We start from the raw sequence: 17,168 nt of genomic DNA on the forward strand, positions 1-17,168 counted from the left end.
GGTCGTGCCGGTCCCGCGAGCGCCGCGGCCGATCCCCGAACGCGCGCGGGACTAATGCTCGAAGAAGCGCCCCGGAGCGCGGAACTTGTCGCGCTCGCCGTCGCCGGATTCGGTGCAGTAATTATTCTCTATTCGATTCTCCTGAGGCGAAGCATTTTGGTCATGACGCTCGGTGCGCTGATCGGCGCCGGAGCGCTCATCTCGCCGATGTTGTTGCGCGACCGCCCCGTAAACGTCCTGATCGTCCAAAGTTCTGAATCCGGTATCGAAACCGTTCGCGCGGACAATTTCCATGGCGGCAGTTACACGGACGCTAATGGCCGCACGATCCACATCGATCGACAACCCGGCTGGGGACCCGTCGCCACCATTGTTGTCAACGACACAGCGCACCTCGTCCGCATTCTCGGTTATGCCTATTCCCAATCGGGACTGGGTGCCGGGGGCGAATCATTGATCGCTGTCATTCCGCCGGGCAGCATGTCCGCACTCGCCGTCACGCCAGCCCTCGCCACATCCGAAACAGAGCCACCACCCGAGACGATATCCGCGGCTGGACCGTTCTATGATTTGGTGATCGCCCAGTGGTCCCAGGTTCCATATGACGCCGCCCGTGACGGAACGATTGAATCGCTTCGGGCCAGAGTCGAGATCGCGGAACTCGTCTACGACAATACTGACTTCATTCGACCCTAATCCCCGAACACCCAGCGATAGATCTGGAAATCGTCCTGATAACCGCCATTCGCGGAAAACGGCTCATTCGCCCAGAATTCATCGGCGGCGGCACGGTCGGGCAACTCGATCATCAGCGCCGAGCCCACATTCTCGGTTCCATCCGGTGACCGCAGAGGGCCACGGAAAATGAAACGGTCCTCATGGGCCTTGAAGAAATCCTCATGGGCTTTCAGATGCACGGCGATGAACGGCGCGGCATCGGGAATCTTCCAGCCGAAATACAGGAACTGCTGTTCACCCTTGCGCGCGTAGTCGGCCTGGCGCTTGATAAAACTGTTCGACCAGCGGCGAACGTCTGTCCGGTCATAGACCCCGGCCTTCGCCAGAGGGTCGTCGGCCGCAAAGGCCTCCGCGAATTCCCGGCCGCCGAGCTCGACGAACCACGCCGTCGCCCGGATATCGCTTTCGTCATCGTCGCCGACGATATGGCCGTAGCCGATCAGCTGGTCACCGAGTGACTTGGCATAGGCCTTCTGGGCTTCGAGGTTGGCGGCGCGGGCATCGGCCTGGCCGGGCTTGTCCCAGGCGACGATGACCCATTGTGCGGGCTTGTCGCGATAATATTGCGCCAGTTCATCCGGCGTCAGCCCGTAACGCGGGTCGTCGGGCTGATAGCCGGTGATTTTTTCGTCGCTCATGATGTTCCCTCAAGCCGCTGAATTTTTTCCATGTTCACGCGCCGGTCCGGGTGCGGTCAATATCTTCTGGTTGACCGCACCCGCGAACGCGCCTACAAGCCGCGCCATGATCAACCGAACCGCCATGATGAACTATATGTGGAAACTTGCCGCGCGACGCGCGAGCGAGGGCGGTTCCGTATTTGTGAGGACGATGGCTTAGCACCCATCACATCACAGAAGATCGACGGACCGCCGGCAACATGCACGGCGGTTTTTTTGTGCGTGGACCCGGCAAACAACCCAAGCGAGCGGGGACCGAACCATGCAGAACGAATACAGACTAAGCGACGAACTCTCGACCATCGACTGGTGGCAGCTGGCCAACATCATGGCCGATGCGAACCTGTTCGACCGCAAGGCGTTCGACATCGCACGCGCCTTTCACGGCAGCTATACCTCGGTCTTCGTATACAAGGGCGACACGCTCGTTGCCGCCGCGCGCGCCACATCCGACGGGGTCTACTACGCGACGGTGTTTGACGTGGTGGTGGCGACACAACATCAGGGACGCGGCGTCGGCCGGTTACTGATGGAGGGACTGCTGGCGAAGCTGCCATTCGAGCGGATATTCCTGACGTCTGTCTTCGGCAAGGAAGATTTCTACGCGAAGTTCGGTTTCCTGGCGCAAACCAACGCGATGGGACTTTATGAAGGGCCGGCACTGACGAGCGCCGTGCAACGCGGTATTCTCCAGGCCAACGCGTGATGTGCTCACGCGCTGTTTATTTCGATCGGGTGCGAGACCGGGCTAGTGCTGGTTCGGTCTTGCACTTTTCGCCCCGGAGGTATCCCATGGCACACCTAACTCGTCTTCAACACTTGCTGACCGCGATGCTTCTCGCCGCGGCGATGGTTTTCATTATGCCCAACGATTCCGACGCCCAAGACACGATCACCACCTCCAGTGGCCTGCGCTATGTCGATAGCGCGCCTGGCGCCGGCGAGGCGGCCAAGGCCGGCGACAATGTGATCGTCCACTACACCGGCTGGCTCTATGTCGATGGCGAGAAGGGCAGCAAGTTCGACAGTTCCGTCGATCGCAACCAGCCGTTCAACTTCCCGCTCGGCGCCGGCCGGGTGATCGGCGGCTGGGACGAAGGGGTCGCGGGCATGCGCCCGGGCGGCAAACGCACGCTGATCATTCCGCCCGCACTCGGCTATGGCGCGCGCGGTGCCGGCGGGGTCATTCCCCCGAATGCCACATTGATGTTCGACGTCGAGCTGATCGAGATTCGCTAGACCTGCCCTCTCTGCCCGCGTGATATAATCGGGCCATGAGTAACACGATCCGATTCACCCTCGACGGGCGCGAGGTCACGGCCGCGCCCGACGAGACCATCTGGCAGGTCGCGGCCCGCGAAGGCACCGAGATTCCACATCTCTGCTATGCCCCCGAGCCGGGCTACCGGCCCGACGGCAACTGCCGCGCCTGCATGGTGCATATCGAGGGCGAACGGGTGCTGGCGGCATCCTGTCTGCGCAAGCCTGCCGACGGCATGGTGGTGGACACCGAGGCCGAACGGGCCCGCAAGGCCCGCGCGATGGTGATCGAGATGCTGGCGGCGGACCAGCCGGACCGCGCCACCGCCCATGACGCAGATTCCAGATTCTGGCAGTGGGCCGACCGCGTAAACATCGAATCCAGCCGTTTCCCGTCGCGCGATGCCACCCCCGAGGCCGATCCCAGCCACCCCGCGATGGCCGTCAATCTCGACGCCTGCATCCATTGCAACCTGTGTGTGCGGGCGTGCCGCGAGGTCCAGTCGAACGATGTCATCGGCATGGCCATGCGGGGGACTGAATCGAAGATCGTGTTTGATTTCGACGACCCCATGGGCCAGTCCACCTGCGTCGCCTGCGGCGAATGCGTCCAGGCCTGCCCCACCGGCGCCCTGCTGCCGTCGACGATGGTCGATGCGGCCGGCGTCGGCGTGGCGAAGGCCGACGAGACGGTCGACAGTGTCTGCCCCTTCTGCGGGGTCGGCTGCCAGATCACCTATCACCTCAAGGACGGCAAGATTCAGAAGGTCGATGGCCGCGACGGCCCGGCGAACGAGCAGCGCCTGTGCGTCAAGGGGCGGTTCGGTCTCGACTATGTGCATCATCCCCACCGGCTGACCACACCGCTGATCCGGATAGACGGCATCGGCAAGCTCTGGGACGACCAGGTCGACCCGGCTGATCCCTCGACCCATTTCCGCGCGGCGAGCTGGGACGAGGCCCTCGAATTCGCGGCAGCCGGCCTGACCCGCACACGCGACGAACATGGCGGCCAGGCCGTCGCCGGGTTCGGTTCGGCCAAGGGCTCCAACGAGGAGGCATATCTTTTCCAGAAGCTGATCCGCGCCGGGTTCCGGACCAACAACGTCGATCACTGCACGCGGCTGTGCCATGCCAGTTCGGTCGCGGCGTTGATGGAGACCATCGGCTCGGGTGCGGTCACCGCGCCCTTCACCGCCGCCGAAGACACGGACTGCATCATCGTGATCGGCGCGCGTCCGACGGAAAATCATCCCGTGGCCGCCACCTACATCAAGGACGCGGCGAAACGCGGGGCGAAGCTGATCCTGATGGACCCGCGCGGTTATGCGCTGACCCGCCACGCCGATCACTTTCTCCAGTTCAAGCCGGGCACGGACGTCGCGCTTCTGAATGCGATCATGCACACGATCGTCGCGGAAGACCTGACCGACGCGCAGTATATCGCCGGCTACACCGAAGACTACGAAGCGCTGCGCGCCTCGCTGACGGACTTCACGCCCGAAGCCATGGCCGACGTCTGCGGCATCGATGCCGAAACCATCAAAACCATCGCCCGGACCTATGCCAACGCCGAACGCGCGATGATCTTCTGGGGGATGGGCATCTCCCAGCATGTGCACGGGACGGACAATGCACGCTGCCTGATATCGCTGGCGCTGATGACCGGCCATGTCGGCCGCCCCGGGACCGGCCTGCACCCGCTGCGCGGCCAGAACAACGTTCAGGGCGCATCGGACGCGGGCCTGATCCCCATGGTCTATCCCGACTATCAGAGCGTGGCCGACCCGGACATCAAGGCGAAGTTCGAGAGGCTCTGGGGGGTGGAGGACCTCAACCCCGAACCGGGGCTGACCGTGGTCGAGATCATGGACGCGGCGCGCGCGGGTGACATCCGGGCGATGTATGTGATGGGCGAGAACCCGGCCATGTCGGACCCGGACCAGCATCACGCCCGTCAGGGGCTCGCCGCATTGGATCATCTCGTGGTGCAGGAAATCTTCCTCACCGAGACGGCATTTCATGCCGACGTCATCCTGCCGGCCTCGGCCTGGCCCGAGAAATCCGGCACGGTCACCAACACCAACCGGCAGGTCCAGATGGGCCGCCCGGCCCTCGACGCACCGGGCGGCGCGAAACAGGATTGGTGGATCATCCAGGAGCTCGCACGCCGCGTCAGGCTCGACTGGAATTACGACGGCCCGGCGGATGTCTATGGCGAGCTGCGCGAGGCCATGCACTCGATCGACGGCATCAGCTGGGAACGGCTGGAACGCGAGGATGCGGTGATCTATCCGTGCGACGACGAGAACGCGCCGGGTACGGAAATCATGTTCGCAAGCGGTTTTCCAACACCCACGGGCCGGGGCAAGTTCGTCCCGACCGAAGTGCTGCCGCCGGACGAACTGCCGGACACCGACTATCCCATGGTGCTTTCGACCGGCCGGCTGCTTGAACACTGGCACACGGGTGCCATCACGCGCCGTGCCACGATCCTCGACCATCTCGAACCCGAGGCGGTCGCCTCGCTGCATCCGCGCGAGATGAAGCGCCTCGACGTCTGGCCGGGCGACCCGATCCGGGTCTCGACCCGGCGCGGCACCATCGAGATCGCGGCCCGGTCCGACCGGGACGTGCCCGAGGGCATGATCTTCATCCCCTTCTGTTTCGCCGAGGCGGCGGCCAATTTGCTGACCAACCCGCAGCTGGACCCGTTCGGCAAGATCCCCGAGTTCAAATTCTGCGCCGCGAAGGTGGAGGCCGGCGTCAAGAACGCTGCGGAATAAATAACCTCCAATCGTCATGCGCGGACTTGATCCGCGCATCTCTGTCTCAACAGCTGAATGAGATGCCCGGGTCGAGCCCGGGCATGACGACTCTGGTAGCGGAATTGACTCCGGCCACCGGTCGCCCGAGACTTTCCCGCACGCCACCGGGAGGAACGCTCATGGACACGCCGAAAGTTTCCACCGCCGAGATGGAGCAGAACCATGTCGTCCGCTACGCCGACTGCAACGGCTCGGACCTCGCCTATCTCGACCAGCGCCTGCCCGGCCACGAGCGCGAGATCGTCAACGTCATCGGCATGAACGTGACCGAAAATCGTGACGACCCCGATCTCGTCCCGAAGCTGGGTAACGCCTTCGGCTTCTCGCTGGTCTACAACAAGCGGACCCCCGGCAGCGGCTCCGGCCCGGCCTTCCATGTCCACCAGACCGAAGAGGTGTTCGTGCCCATGAAGGGCACCTGGGAGGTGGTCTGGCTGGAGGGCGACGAGGAACGCGCCATCGCGCTTGAACCGCTTGATGTGGTCAGTGTGCCGGTCGGCGTGTACCGCGGCTTTCGCTGCATCACCGACGAAGACGACGCCCTGATGCTGGCAATCGTCGGCGGCCCCGAGGCAGGCAATGTCGCCTGGCACCCCAGTGTCATCGACCGCGCCCGGGAGACCGGCCTCGAAGTGGATGACGACGGGAACCTCAAGGATGTCGCGGCGGGGTAGAGCCACAACCGGCTAGCCGGGCGGGTCGCAGACCCGCCCCTACGGCCATAGACGAATGTAGGGGTGGGTTTCAAACCCACCCGCATATCGAAAAAAGAAAAGGCCCGGCGCGTATTCGCACCGGACCCCTCAGATCTAAGCAAGAGCATTTTCCACGGGCAGGTCTTCTTGTTCCCCCGTTCCCGCTGGTCGAGCGCCAGGCGCTCTTCCGTCTTTGCTCTCCTCTCCTCCCCTCCCTCGGGCCGTCGTGCACACCGCCTGAATTTTCTTCCGGCTGGTGCGCGACACCCCGACTTTGCCAGGGTGCTTTATTCTGCGGTCGCGATTTAAGTGAGTCCGGCGACAAGAGTCAATTCACGTCTCATCCCAGAGGACTATTTCAAGCTTGTGAAAAATCTCTCCGCCGCCGCGACGTCTTCCGGACGGTTGATGTTGAAGAACGGATCGACCACCAACACGGGAAATGGAACCGCTGTCAGCCGGTGGCGCGCGGTCCAGCGATCGACCTTGCGAATGTCCTCATCGACCAGCGCGCGACGCAAATCCTCACGCAAACCGACTGGCCAGAGACCGAATACCGGGTGCGTCCGCCCCCCGGATTCCGCGCATGCTAGGTCGGTATCGTCGAAATCAACGGCCTCAACGAAGCGCGCGACCAGGTCTTCGGGGAAGAACGGCGCGTCCGTCGCAACCGTCACCACCCACTCACATTCGGGGGCGTTTTCCGCCGCCCAATCGAGGCCGGCGAGTATACCTGCCAGGGGACCTGCGAACCCCTCGACGGTATCGGGCACAACCGGCAATCCGAACGAGCCAAACCGTGCCGGATCGCCGTTGGCGTTGAGGGCGATTCGCGAGACTTGTGGCCTGAGACGTTCGATCGCGTGGGCCAGCAGGGGCCGCCCCGCGACCTCCTGCAGCGCCTTGTCGCCGCCGCCGAGGCGCCGCGCCTGCCCGCCGGCGAGGATGACGCCAAGAATGGACAAAGATTCACTCAATTCGAGCGGATCCGACCCAGCGCAATAAAGCCGAACAGCAAAACGCACAAAAAGGCGATGGGCGTACCGAGCAGCCACGTCAGAAGCGAACCGACGAGCCAGATCGACATGACCGTGCGGGGAATATCTCCGTCGGGCGCCATCGCGACAAACCAGATAAGAATGCCAATATCGGCAATCAGGATAGCCAAAAGCGCCCGAATGAACGCGGGCATGATCAGATCCGCCCGCCGGGCGAAAGCGAGGCTCCCGCGGCGAATCAGCCAGCGCGTCAGGAGTGCCGCGAAGACAAGCGTCGCGGCGGCAAACATCGCCGCCCCGAACCACGGCAGAATGGGCATCCCGACCACCAGCAGCCCATAGGACACGGCACCCGCGATCCCGAGCGGCGCCAGGGCAGCGATCGCAACCCACAGAACGCGCGGACGGCGGAACGCCCAGTCGTCTTCGATGAGGTCAGTTTGCTCAGTCATAGCTTGGTCCTCAGCGCCGTTCGTCGAACGGCCTTATCGCTGCGCACGAACCGCCGCGCCTGCCCGCCGGCCAGGATGACGCCGAGGACGGAATCCGGGTCAAACGCCTGTGTCATTGGAACCTACCGATTTCGAGACATCGCAAAGAAACCAATGCGACGAAATCAGCAAAGTGAGGAACAACAAAAAGAAGCTGAAAGGGGCTGCATAGAGGCTCGTTTGCCAAGAGATTGAAAAACTTTGGAAAAGATCTTCCAGAGTATCCTCCGAGAACAGCCAAAATACGAATGAAGCCAACGGTCCGTTGGCAATAACAGCCAATAGCATGAACGGCATAAATCGTAGGACAAAGCTGGTTCGAGACCTAAACGCTAAATGAGGACGGAAATAAGCAAAGAAAAAAAGAAAGGGGAAAAGTATCAACTCGACAGACGGATACAAAAACGTACCAATGACGACAAAAACAATAGAAGTGGCTTCTGAATCACCCTCTAAAGAGGCGATCAAAACAATTATGCCGAACGTAAATGCGGCGGTTGTGCCTAAATACGACTTGGCAACCGCAGTCGAAGCAGGTGTGCAAAACTCCAGTTTCATGCGACTATTGGTTCCCGAAGCAGATCAATAATCGTCCCCCATTACGCAGCACCCTTGCGCGCCACGTCGGTGGGCTCCTCACCGTCAGCATCCGCATCGAACGTAATCCGCTCTTCCCCCGCCAGCGCCATGAAGCGCTTGCCGCGCGCGCGGCCGATCAGGGTCAGGTTCGCCTCACGGGCGAGGTCTACGCCCCAGGCGGTGAAGCCGGAGCGTGACACGAGTATCGGGATGCCCATATGCACGGTCTTGATGACCATCTCCGAGGTCAGCCGCCCGGTCGTGTAGAATATCTTGTCATCCGCCGCGATGCCCTTGAGGCGCATGTAACCGGCAATCTTGTCCACCGCATTGTGACGGCCGACATCCTCCATATAGATCAGCGGCTGGTCCTTCTCGCACAGCACGCAGCCATGGATCGCACCGGCGGCCAGATAGAGACTCGGCATGGTGTTGATGGCCTTGGTCAGGGCGTAGAGCCATGACGTGCGCAGTTCCGCATCGGGCTTCAGGACCACACCTTCTAGGGATTCCATCAAGTCACCGAAAACCGTCCCCTGGGCGCAGCCGCTGGTCAGCGTCTTCTTCCTGAGCCGCGCCTCGTAGTCGGTCTCCCGGTCGGTGCGCACCACGACCACACCCAGATCATCGTCATGGTCGATGCCGGTGATCGTGTCGTCGGGGAGCAGCATGTTCTGGTTGGCGAGATAGCCGACCGCGAGATAATCCGGGTAGTCGCCGATCGTCATCATGGTGACGATCTCCTGCCCGTTCAGGAACAGGGTGAGTGGACGCTCGACCACGACCCGGGCGTCGACGGGGTTGCCGTCCTGGTCGATCCCGCGGACGGGTTCGGTCAGGCGCGGGTCGTCCGGGTTGGGCTGGAGGGTGTGATCAGGTGGCATGACCTGCCCAGCATATCAAATCCACGGCAAGATGGGTCGCAATCGACCACGGCGCGAAAACACCCGGGCGGGTTTGAAACCCGCCCCTACAACCGCGAGCGCCAATCCCAGGTAGGGGTGGGTCTGTGACACACCCGGTCGCCCGGACCAGAGGCGTGTGTGGACATGGGCCACGGCCCTGCATAGATAATGGCCCCGAACCCAAACCAGCGGATTGACGCAGAAACCAGATGGACAGCTTCGTCACAGCCTTCGCGGAAGCCGGCGCTTTGCTGGTCAGCTTCGACCCGGACTTCCTGTCGATCGTCGGGCTGTCGCTGCGGGTCAGCCTGACCGCCGTCGCCCTGGCCTGCCTGATCGGGTTTCCGCTGGGCGCACTCGTGGCGCTGACGCGCTTCCCCGGCCGCGGCGTGGCGGTCCTGCTGCTCAACACCTTCATGGGCCTGCCGCCGGTCGTGGTCGGGCTGATCGTGTTTCTCGTGTTGTCGCGCGCCGGACCGCTCGGCGTGCTGGGACTTCTGTTCACGCCTGCCGCGATGATCATCGCCCAGACGATCCTGGTTACGCCCATTGTAGCCGCGCTCACCCGACAGATCGTCGCCGATCTGTGGGTCGAGTATGGCGAACATCTGCGGTCGCTTGATGCGGGGCCGGTGACCACGCTGGCAACGCTCATTGTGGACGCGCGCTATTCCCTGGCCACAGTCGTGCTGGCCGGGTTCGGCCGGGCGATCGCAGAGGTCGGTGCGGTCATGATCGTCGGCGGCAACATCGACCATGTGACCCGCGTGATGACGAGCGCCATCGCGCTCGAGACCAGCAAGGGCAATCTTTCGACCGCGCTCGGGCTTGGTATCGTGCTTCTGTTCCTCGCACTAACGGTCAACGCCGCCGTGCAGATCATCAACACACAAGCAGGCAAGCGGGCGGCGCTCGCATGAGCAAGCTTCCATGAGCGGCCCGGCGTCCATACTCCCCCTCCAGGTGCAACGTCTCGCCTTCGAGGCTGACGGCACGCGCCTGCTCGACGACGTGAGTTTCACCCTGCAGGCCGGGCGACGCACGGTCCTGCTGGGGCCGAACGGCGCGGGCAAGAGCCTCCTGCTCCGCCTGTGCCACGGGCTGCTCCAGCCCACATCGGGCGACGTTCGCTGGGCCATCGAGGGACGACAAAACGCGCGCCGGCAGGCCATGGTATTCCAGCAGCCCGTGATGCTGCGCCGCTCGGCGGCTGGCAACATCACCCACGCGCTTACCGCACATGATGTTCCGCGCGCCGACAGGCTGGCGCGCGCGAACGCCGCGCTGGCATTGGCCGGGCTCTCCCATGTGGCGCGGCGGCCCGCCCGGGTGCTGTCCGGCGGTGAGCAACAGCGCCTCGCGCTTGCCCGCGCCTGGGCGACCGAACCCGAGATCCTGTTTCTGGACGAGCCGACATCGAGTCTCGACCCCGCCGCGACCCGCGCCGTCGAGACCCTGATCGAGGGGTTCCACGCCGCCGACACCAAGATCGTCATGGCGACACATGACCTGGCACAGGCCAGGCGGATCGCCGACGACATCCTGTTCCTGCACAAGGGCCGGTTGCTCGAAACGTCGGGCGCCACAGAGTTCTTCGAGAAACCGCAGACCGACGAGGGCCGCGCATTCATCGCCGGAGAATTGCTGTGGTAGCGCGCCTGCGCCGGATTTTCCTGGCCCCGCTGGTAGTCGCCACGCTGTTACTTCCGTCGCAAACCATCGCCGCAGACAATGACCGCGCGCTGCTGCTCGGCACCACCACATCGGTCGACAATTCCGGGCTTCTTGGCCCCCTTCTCGAGGCGTTCCACGACGCGACCGGGATCGAGGTGCGGACCGTCGTGCGCGGCACCGGCGCGATACTGCAACTGGGGCGCAGCGGGGATTTCGACGTGGTCCTGGTGCATCATCCCGACGCGGAAGCGGCCTTCGTCGCAGGCGGCGACGGCATCGCCCGCCACCCGGTGATGACCAGCCGGTTCCTGATCGTCGGCCCCAAGAGCGACCCGGCGAATGTGCGCGCCGCACCCGACGCCGGCGGCGCACTGACGCGTATCGCAGACGGGACGTTCAATTTCATTTCACGCGGCGATGAAAGCGGCACCAACGCCGCGGAGCGGAACCTCTGGGGCCTCGCGGGACGAGCGCCCTGGACCGATCGCACGGGCTGGTATCGGGAAACCGGTTCCGGCATGGGTGCGGCCCTGAACATGGCCAGCGTTCTTTCCGCCTACACCTTCACCGAAAGCGGTTCCTGGACCAATTTCGCCAATCGCGGTGACCTGACCGTGCTTTTCGAGGGCGGGCCGCATCTCGCCAATCCCTACACCATCATCCCGATCAATCCCGATCGACATCCCCATGTTGCCGCCGGCGCCGCCGCACGCCTGGTGGAGTGGCTGACAGGGCCGCCAGGCCAATCCTTCATTGCCGACTTCCGTGTCGATGGTGAACCGCCATTCGCGCCCGCCCGTTGAATGGCGCCAGGCCGTGATTGACGCATCCCGTCATCGCCGCCACGCTGGCGCCATGGCCAATGCCCCCATCAGGACGACCGCTCTTTTGCTCGCGATCGCGTTTTCCGTCTTGCTGGCGGTGACCGGCAATGCGTATGCACAAGACCGTCAAACGGACAAACAAATGCCGTTTGTCGCGGTGACAACCATCACCAGCAGCGCGGAAATCCAGGCGATCATCGACGGCATGCGCGATCAGCTTGCCAAACGAGGCCATTGGCCCGGCGACACGATAACGATCGAGGTGGCCGACGCCGGTGCCGACACGGCACGTGCGGCCGATCAGGTTCGCGCGTTTGTCCGGCGCGGCGCCGAGGTCCTGGTCGCCATATCGGAACCATCGATCAAGGCGGCGATAACAGCCAATTCGCGTTTGCCGCTGGTCGTTGCCGGGGTCTCCCTCGAGATCGCGGAAGCCAACAAACGCAAACGTCGCCGGCGGACGGTCACCGGCATCGTGTCCGGCGAAACCTACAACGAGCAATTCGAACTGATCGGGAATCTCGCATCGCAAACCAAGACCGTCGCCGTACCGGTCGATCCGATCGACGGCAACATGCACGAGCGCTTGCGCGGCCTGACCGCCGTCGCGCGCCGCCATGGGCTGACAATCATGCCGCTGCCGGTTTCGGTGTTGCAGAACGCGGTCAGCAACAGAATCTCCGAGCTCGACCCGGAAACGAGCGTCATCCTCCTGGACCGGGAGCTTCTTCCAACAGCCCCGGTAGAGGCTCTCGCCGCCGCGGCAGAAACACGCAAACTGCCCCTGTTTGCGACCGATGAGGACAGCGTGATCCGCGGTGCGCTCGCGGCCATGGTGGTGGAACCCTTCGGGGTCGGGGTCCAGCTCGGCGATCTGATCGCGCGAATTCTCGAAGATTCAGCGGCGACCCGCGCGCCCTTCGAGCGCGCCCGGGCGTCTCATTTGGTGGTGAACCAGGACGCGCGCGCACTCGTCGATATCGCCGCATTGGAGCGCGATACGGCGTTTCGACAGCGCTCCGTCGTGGATTGGGCCGACATCGCCGGGCCGCGGCCGCGGATCAAGCCGAGCGCCCCCGAAGAACCGCCGCCGCTTGGCGTGGCGCGGGGAATCGACGTGCCGGCACCCCGGGTCAAGCCGGAGACACCATTGCGCTGAGTGCAGAACCGTCTGACCGACAGCCATTCGGCAAGACCCGGTGCCTCGACGCCGACCAGCATGCGTGGCACGAAACATGCTTCGTAGAGGCTGAGAATGATTGTCGAATCGACGCAAAAACTGCCGGAATCATGCCCTTTTTCGCGAATATTGCCGATATGACACCGATCGCGCCCTACATACCGTTCGCGAAATGTACTACATACACATGCATGAGCACTGAACTGTCTGAAAACGCGAATACTCAACCGGCACCTGCCGAACCGGCATTGATCGATCCATTTGCGCGATCGATCGACTATCTGCGGGTTTCGGTCACTGACAGGTGCGACCTCCGCTGCGTGTATTGCATGGCGGAGGATATGACCTTTTTGCCAAAGGCCGAGATTCTGTCCCTCGAAGAGCTGGACCGGCTCTGCACCACATTTGTCGACCTGGGTGTGCGGAAACTGCGCCTGACCGGCGGCGAACCGCTTGTCCGCAAGAACATCATGTGGCTGATCCGGCGTCTCGGCCGCCATCTCGACAGCGGCGCGCTGGACGAGCTGACCCTGACATCGAACGGCACCCAGCTGGCACGTTATGCCGACGAACTCGCCGACGCAGGCGTTCGCCGGATCAACATCTCCCTCGACACGCTCGACCCGTCGAAGTTCAAGGCGATCACGCGCTGGGGCGACCTCGATCAGGTACTCGACGGCATCGCCGCCGCACGCAAGGCCGGCCTGGCGATCAAGATCAACACAGTTGCGCTGCGCGGCGTCAACGACGATGAAATCGATCGATTGATCAACTGGTGCGGCGAATGCGGTTTCGACCTGACCTTCATCGAGGTCATGCCGATGGGCGAGATCGGCGAGCAGCGGCTCGATCAGTATCTCCCCCTTTCAATGGTCCGCGCCGACCTCTCGGAGCGCTGGACCCTGACCGAGTCCGATCATTCCACGGGCGGGCCGGCGCGTTATTTCGATCTGGCCGAAACCGGCCAACGGCTGGGTTTCATCACGCCGCTCACCCACAATTTTTGCGAATCCTGCAATCGGGTGCGCCTGACCTGCACCGGCACCCTTTTCATGTGCCTCGGTCAGGAAGATGCCGCGGATTTGCGCGCGCCCCTGCGGGCCAGCGAAGACGACGCTCTCCTGACGGAGGCGATCCACGAAGCCATCGGCCGCAAACCCAAGGGCCATGACTTCATCATCGATCGACGCCACAACGCCCCGGCGGTCGGCCGTCACATGAGCGTGACGGGCGGCTAGCCGCGATCGCGCCCCGACATGTATTTCTCGGCAGGTACTTCGGGTATCGTCCACGTCATCATCGTGGCCGCCTCGCTGGGGACCTTGCCGGCCATCGAACTGGCCTTCGGCGACCGGTTCGGTCGCGGCGCCACCCGCGATGTCCTTTCCTATGAGGAAAGCAATGAATTCCAGAGCAAATTCTCGACCGGCGCGCTGACCGATAATCCCGGCGAGATGATCGAGGACGAGAACGCATCCGGCCTCGACCCCGATGATAATGTCGATACGCTCACCAGCGGTGAATTCGGCTTCGACGAAGCCGGTGATTCGGACCAGACCGACTCCCTCAGGGGTTCGCCCGATGCGGCTCGACAGCGGAACACGCCGTCCGGTGGCGCCGGGCAAGGCGAAGATCAGGCCGTGGAAGCAAGCCTCGAGGGCGATCGAGAGGATGATGGCGATACCGGCGACGCCGAGGATGCCGGCGAAGCGACACGCGAGATTATCATCTTCGTGAATCTCCGCCCGGAGCCCGAGCCCGACCAGGAAATCGTCGAGACCGAAGCCGCTCGCGAGGCCGGGCCCACGGATTTGCCGGCCCCGATCGCAATTGAAACGGCGGGCGAAGCGCTGGCCGAACTCGCCGCGCTCGACGAGGACACGCCGGAAATTGCGCCGGACGATCTACGCGCCGGCGTTCCCGATGCGCCGGAAGACGGCGAAACTTCCGAAGGCCGGGAAAGCACGCTCGACCCGAACAAGGCGGTCGCTCCGGAGTCAGGCGAAATTTCCCCCTCCAGCGGCAGCGCGGCGGCGCAGACCGATGTCGAAGGTGGTCTCCCGGACTCCCTCCCGCTGGCTGACGAAAACTCGTTGGCCCCGACGCGATCCACCGCCGCGATCAAAAAGGACGAAAACCCGTCCGGCGTGGCCGAGGCATCGGAACAAACGACCGCCGTGCAGGCCGCGACCGGCCAACCCGGCCTGCCCGATGCCGGTCCGGACATCAAGCCGAAGAACGAACCGGTCCCGCCGGACACAACGGCCCAGGCCCAACGCACCGTGGCGGTGCCGCTGAAGGGCATTCCGGGTGCCGTCACGCCCGCACCGCAACTCAAGGATCATCAGCAGTTGCGCGATCCCGACGAGGTTGGCACCTCGCTTGCGCGTATCGGCTCCAAACTCCCCGGTGTGACCGAACAGGAAGACGGCCTCATCGGCCAGAACGAGGATGTCAACCAACAACAGGTCAAGGTCGCCGAAGGCTTGTCCGAAGCAACCCAGCTTGCGCGCCGGTCGGACGAAGTTCGGCCCGGTGCGCCGGAAAGCGCGCTGGACCGCGCCGAAAAATCCAAGGATTCAGACCTGGCCGGGACGGAAGTTGCTGCGCTGAAGACCGGCGAAGCCTTCACCGCACGCGAGACCAACGAGTTCGACCGGCCATCGTTGCGCGACGGCGAAGACAATCCCCTCGCCAGGATCGTCGCGGCGATTGCCGGCGATGACGACGCGCTGTCACGTGCCTTGTCGGATCCCAGCCCGTTCGACACGATCGGCGGGAACCCCGACCCCGGGACCCAGCGCACCAATGAGGTCCTGGAGAAGGCCGCCGAAGCCGGCCTCGCCGCCGCGCAGACGAAGCTCGCAAAACGCTACGTCCTGGGCCTCGTCGACGGAAGCGATCCCGATAAACTGGTCGAGCTTCTGCGCAATGCCGCCGAACAGGGTGATCAGGAAGCGCAGCTCATGCTCGGCGCCTTGTTCGCCGACGGCCGCATCGTGCCGCAGGACAAGGTCCAGGCCCATGTCTTCTTCGACCTGGCGGCCGCGCAGGGCAGCGACGAGGCGAACGACATTCTGCCGGTGCTTGAACGCCAGATGGCGCCCCGGGAAATTGCCGATTCCCGCCGGCTTGCGCGGGAATACAAGCGCCTGCTCGACGCTGTGGCGCAACCGCGCGCACGCGGTACAAACGGTGATGGTTTGAGCGATCAACTGCTCGACGCGGCCGCGGCCGGAAACACCGCCAAGATTGCCGAACTCCTGTCGCGGGGCGCCGACCTCGAGGGCAACGATACATCGGGCCGGACCGCGGTGATCAATGCATCCTGGCGAGGCCGGACCGAAGTCGTGGACCTGCTTGTTGAACTCGGCGCCGATTTCAACGTCACGGACTATGACGGACGTACGGCGGTTTCCTGGGCCGCCAGCAACGGGCATAACGATGTTGTCCAGAAGCTCGTCGAAGCCGGCGCACGCCCCAATGTGATCGACCGTGACGGGCTGACACCGCTGATGCGGGCGGCCTGGAACGGCCACGACACGATTGTGCGCCTCCTGATTGAATCCGGCGCGCGCGCCAATATAAAAGACGGGAACGGAAAGACCGCGCTCGACTACGCGATCCAGGGCAAGCATCGCAATGTTGCGCGCACGCTTCGCTCGTTCGGCGCCTAGACACGCATCATCGGAGCTGTATCTGGTGCGCGAACGAGGCGCCGTCGGTATAGGTGATCTGGCTGAATCCCAATAATTTGGCCAGATCGAAGAAGGTGAACCGGTCGGCCTCGGGCTGTTCCTGAAAGAACGGCGTGCCGCGCGCAACGGCGGTCAAAATCGCGAAAAGCCCACGTGCGCGAAACAGGGTGTCATAGCTGTTCGCGTTCAACCCGGTGATGATCAGCTTCTCGGCCTCCGCACCCTTGGCAAAGATCGCGAACTGCGGTGGGTACGGGTTTTTCAGCATCTCGTTGGTCATGACCGTCACGAAACCGATGCGACGCTTGCGGTCACTGCCCGGCAGGACGGGAACCCGGGCCTCGTAGACCTCGGATGTCGCGGGTGCCGGATAATAATACCCGACATGCCGATCACCCGACTGGGCGATGGCAGACGCGCCGAGCGGTGAAAAAGCCAATCCGGCGAACAAGGTTGCGATAAACAAACGATGGAACTTCATGCACAGGCGCCCTTCGGATTCTGGTACGGAACTTACAGCCGCAACGACGCGGCGTCTTGCCAGCATCGTGACTACGGCTGGTTTGTCACCATATCCCTACGATATACTGCATTTCTCCCCGGCCCGGCGGCCAAACA

At 63.5% G+C, this 17,168-nt stretch carries 17 protein-coding genes; 11 read left to right on the forward strand and 6 right to left on the reverse strand.

What is annotated here, in order from left to right; genetic code table 11:
* The first annotated feature begins 162 nt into the window (after positions 1-162).
* Positions 163-696 (forward strand): hypothetical protein, encoded by a 534-nt coding sequence (locus ABJ363_10570; protein MEP4379435.1) that lies wholly within the window; start codon positions 163-165, stop codon positions 694-696.
* On the opposite strand, the gene ABJ363_10575 is transcribed toward ABJ363_10570, so the two are convergent.
* Entirely contained in the window at positions 693-1,376 is a 684-nt protein-coding gene (locus ABJ363_10575; GenBank protein ID MEP4379436.1) for a YciI family protein, read from the reverse strand. The genes ABJ363_10570 and ABJ363_10575 overlap by 4 nt on opposite strands.
* A gap of 304 nt (positions 1,377-1,680) precedes the next feature.
* On the opposite strand from ABJ363_10575, the gene ABJ363_10580 reads away from it, so the two are divergent.
* The 4 genes from ABJ363_10580 to ABJ363_10595 all read left to right on the forward strand — a co-directional run bounded on the left by ABJ363_10580 (position 1,681) and on the right by ABJ363_10595 (position 6,180).
* Complete coding sequence (locus tag ABJ363_10580) at positions 1,681-2,124, forward strand: GNAT family N-acetyltransferase (protein MEP4379437.1); 444 nt, start codon at positions 1,681-1,683, stop codon at positions 2,122-2,124.
* Between the two features lie 143 nt (positions 2,125-2,267).
* Positions 2,268-2,657 carry an FKBP-type peptidyl-prolyl cis-trans isomerase gene (locus ABJ363_10585; GenBank protein ID MEP4379438.1) on the forward strand — a complete coding sequence of 130 codons (390 nt, stop codon included), beginning with the start codon at positions 2,268-2,270 and terminating at the stop codon, positions 2,655-2,657.
* 35 nt (positions 2,658-2,692) lie between these two features.
* Positions 2,693-5,464: a formate dehydrogenase subunit alpha gene (gene fdhF / locus ABJ363_10590; GenBank protein MEP4379439.1), complete on the forward strand. Its 2,772-nt coding sequence runs from the start codon at positions 2,693-2,695 to the stop codon at positions 5,462-5,464.
* A gap of 161 nt (positions 5,465-5,625) precedes the next feature.
* Positions 5,626-6,180 (forward strand): cupin, encoded by a 555-nt coding sequence (locus ABJ363_10595; protein ID MEP4379440.1) that lies wholly within the window; start codon positions 5,626-5,628, stop codon positions 6,178-6,180.
* Positions 6,181-6,554: 374 nt separating this feature from the next.
* Here the strand turns inward: ABJ363_10595 and mobA are convergent, their stop codons facing one another.
* From mobA to fdhD, 4 genes are all read right to left on the reverse strand, one after another.
* A complete protein-coding gene (gene mobA / locus ABJ363_10600; GenBank protein ID MEP4379441.1) occupies positions 6,555-7,178 on the reverse strand; it encodes a molybdenum cofactor guanylyltransferase MobA in 624 nt (207 codons plus the stop codon).
* A complete protein-coding gene (locus ABJ363_10605) occupies positions 7,175-7,651 on the reverse strand; it encodes a hypothetical protein (GenBank protein ID MEP4379442.1) in 477 nt (158 codons plus the stop codon). Before ABJ363_10605 ends, mobA begins: the two co-directional genes overlap by 4 nt.
* A 99-nt stretch (positions 7,652-7,750) precedes the next feature.
* The gene (locus ABJ363_10610) at positions 7,751-8,248 is read right to left on the reverse strand and encodes a hypothetical protein (GenBank protein ID MEP4379443.1); all 498 of its coding nucleotides are present in this window, start codon (positions 8,246-8,248) and stop codon (positions 7,751-7,753) included.
* 41 nt (positions 8,249-8,289) lie between these two features.
* Positions 8,290-9,153 (reverse strand): formate dehydrogenase accessory sulfurtransferase FdhD, encoded by an 864-nt coding sequence (gene fdhD / locus ABJ363_10615; protein ID MEP4379444.1) that lies wholly within the window; start codon positions 9,151-9,153, stop codon positions 8,290-8,292.
* A 230-nt stretch (positions 9,154-9,383) separates the two neighbouring features.
* Here fdhD and ABJ363_10620 point away from each other — a divergent pair, with 230 nt between their 5' ends.
* From ABJ363_10620 to ABJ363_10645, 6 genes are all read left to right on the forward strand, one after another.
* Positions 9,384-10,094 (forward strand): ABC transporter permease, encoded by a 711-nt coding sequence (locus ABJ363_10620; protein MEP4379445.1) that lies wholly within the window; start codon positions 9,384-9,386, stop codon positions 10,092-10,094.
* Positions 10,095-10,104: 10 nt separating this feature from the next.
* Positions 10,105-10,827 (forward strand): ATP-binding cassette domain-containing protein, encoded by a 723-nt coding sequence (locus ABJ363_10625; protein ID MEP4379446.1) that lies wholly within the window; start codon positions 10,105-10,107, stop codon positions 10,825-10,827.
* The gene (locus ABJ363_10630) at positions 10,821-11,651 is read left to right on the forward strand and encodes a substrate-binding domain-containing protein (GenBank protein ID MEP4379447.1); all 831 of its coding nucleotides are present in this window, start codon (positions 10,821-10,823) and stop codon (positions 11,649-11,651) included. Before ABJ363_10625 ends, ABJ363_10630 begins: the two co-directional genes overlap by 7 nt.
* A gap of 163 nt (positions 11,652-11,814) precedes the next feature.
* Positions 11,815-12,831, forward strand: a complete 1,017-nt coding sequence (locus ABJ363_10635; protein ID MEP4379448.1) for an ABC transporter substrate binding protein — start codon at positions 11,815-11,817, stop codon at positions 12,829-12,831.
* Positions 12,832-13,043: 212 nt separating this feature from the next.
* Complete coding sequence (gene moaA, locus ABJ363_10640) at positions 13,044-14,090, forward strand: GTP 3',8-cyclase MoaA (GenBank protein MEP4379449.1); 1,047 nt, start codon at positions 13,044-13,046, stop codon at positions 14,088-14,090.
* A gap of 18 nt (positions 14,091-14,108) precedes the next feature.
* The gene (locus ABJ363_10645; protein ID MEP4379450.1) at positions 14,109-16,529 is read left to right on the forward strand and encodes an ankyrin repeat domain-containing protein; all 2,421 of its coding nucleotides are present in this window, start codon (positions 14,109-14,111) and stop codon (positions 16,527-16,529) included.
* Between the two features lie 7 nt (positions 16,530-16,536).
* Here ABJ363_10645 and ABJ363_10650 read toward each other — a convergent pair whose 3' ends face one another.
* Positions 16,537-17,031: a molybdopterin-guanine dinucleotide biosynthesis protein A gene (locus tag ABJ363_10650; protein MEP4379451.1), complete on the reverse strand. Its 495-nt coding sequence runs from the start codon at positions 17,029-17,031 to the stop codon at positions 16,537-16,539.
* Between the last annotated feature and the right edge of the window lie 137 nt (positions 17,032-17,168).

The sequence above is a fragment of the Alphaproteobacteria bacterium genome (genome assembly GCA_039980135.1).
Classification (GTDB): Bacteria; Pseudomonadota; Alphaproteobacteria; order UBA6615; family UBA6615; genus UBA8079.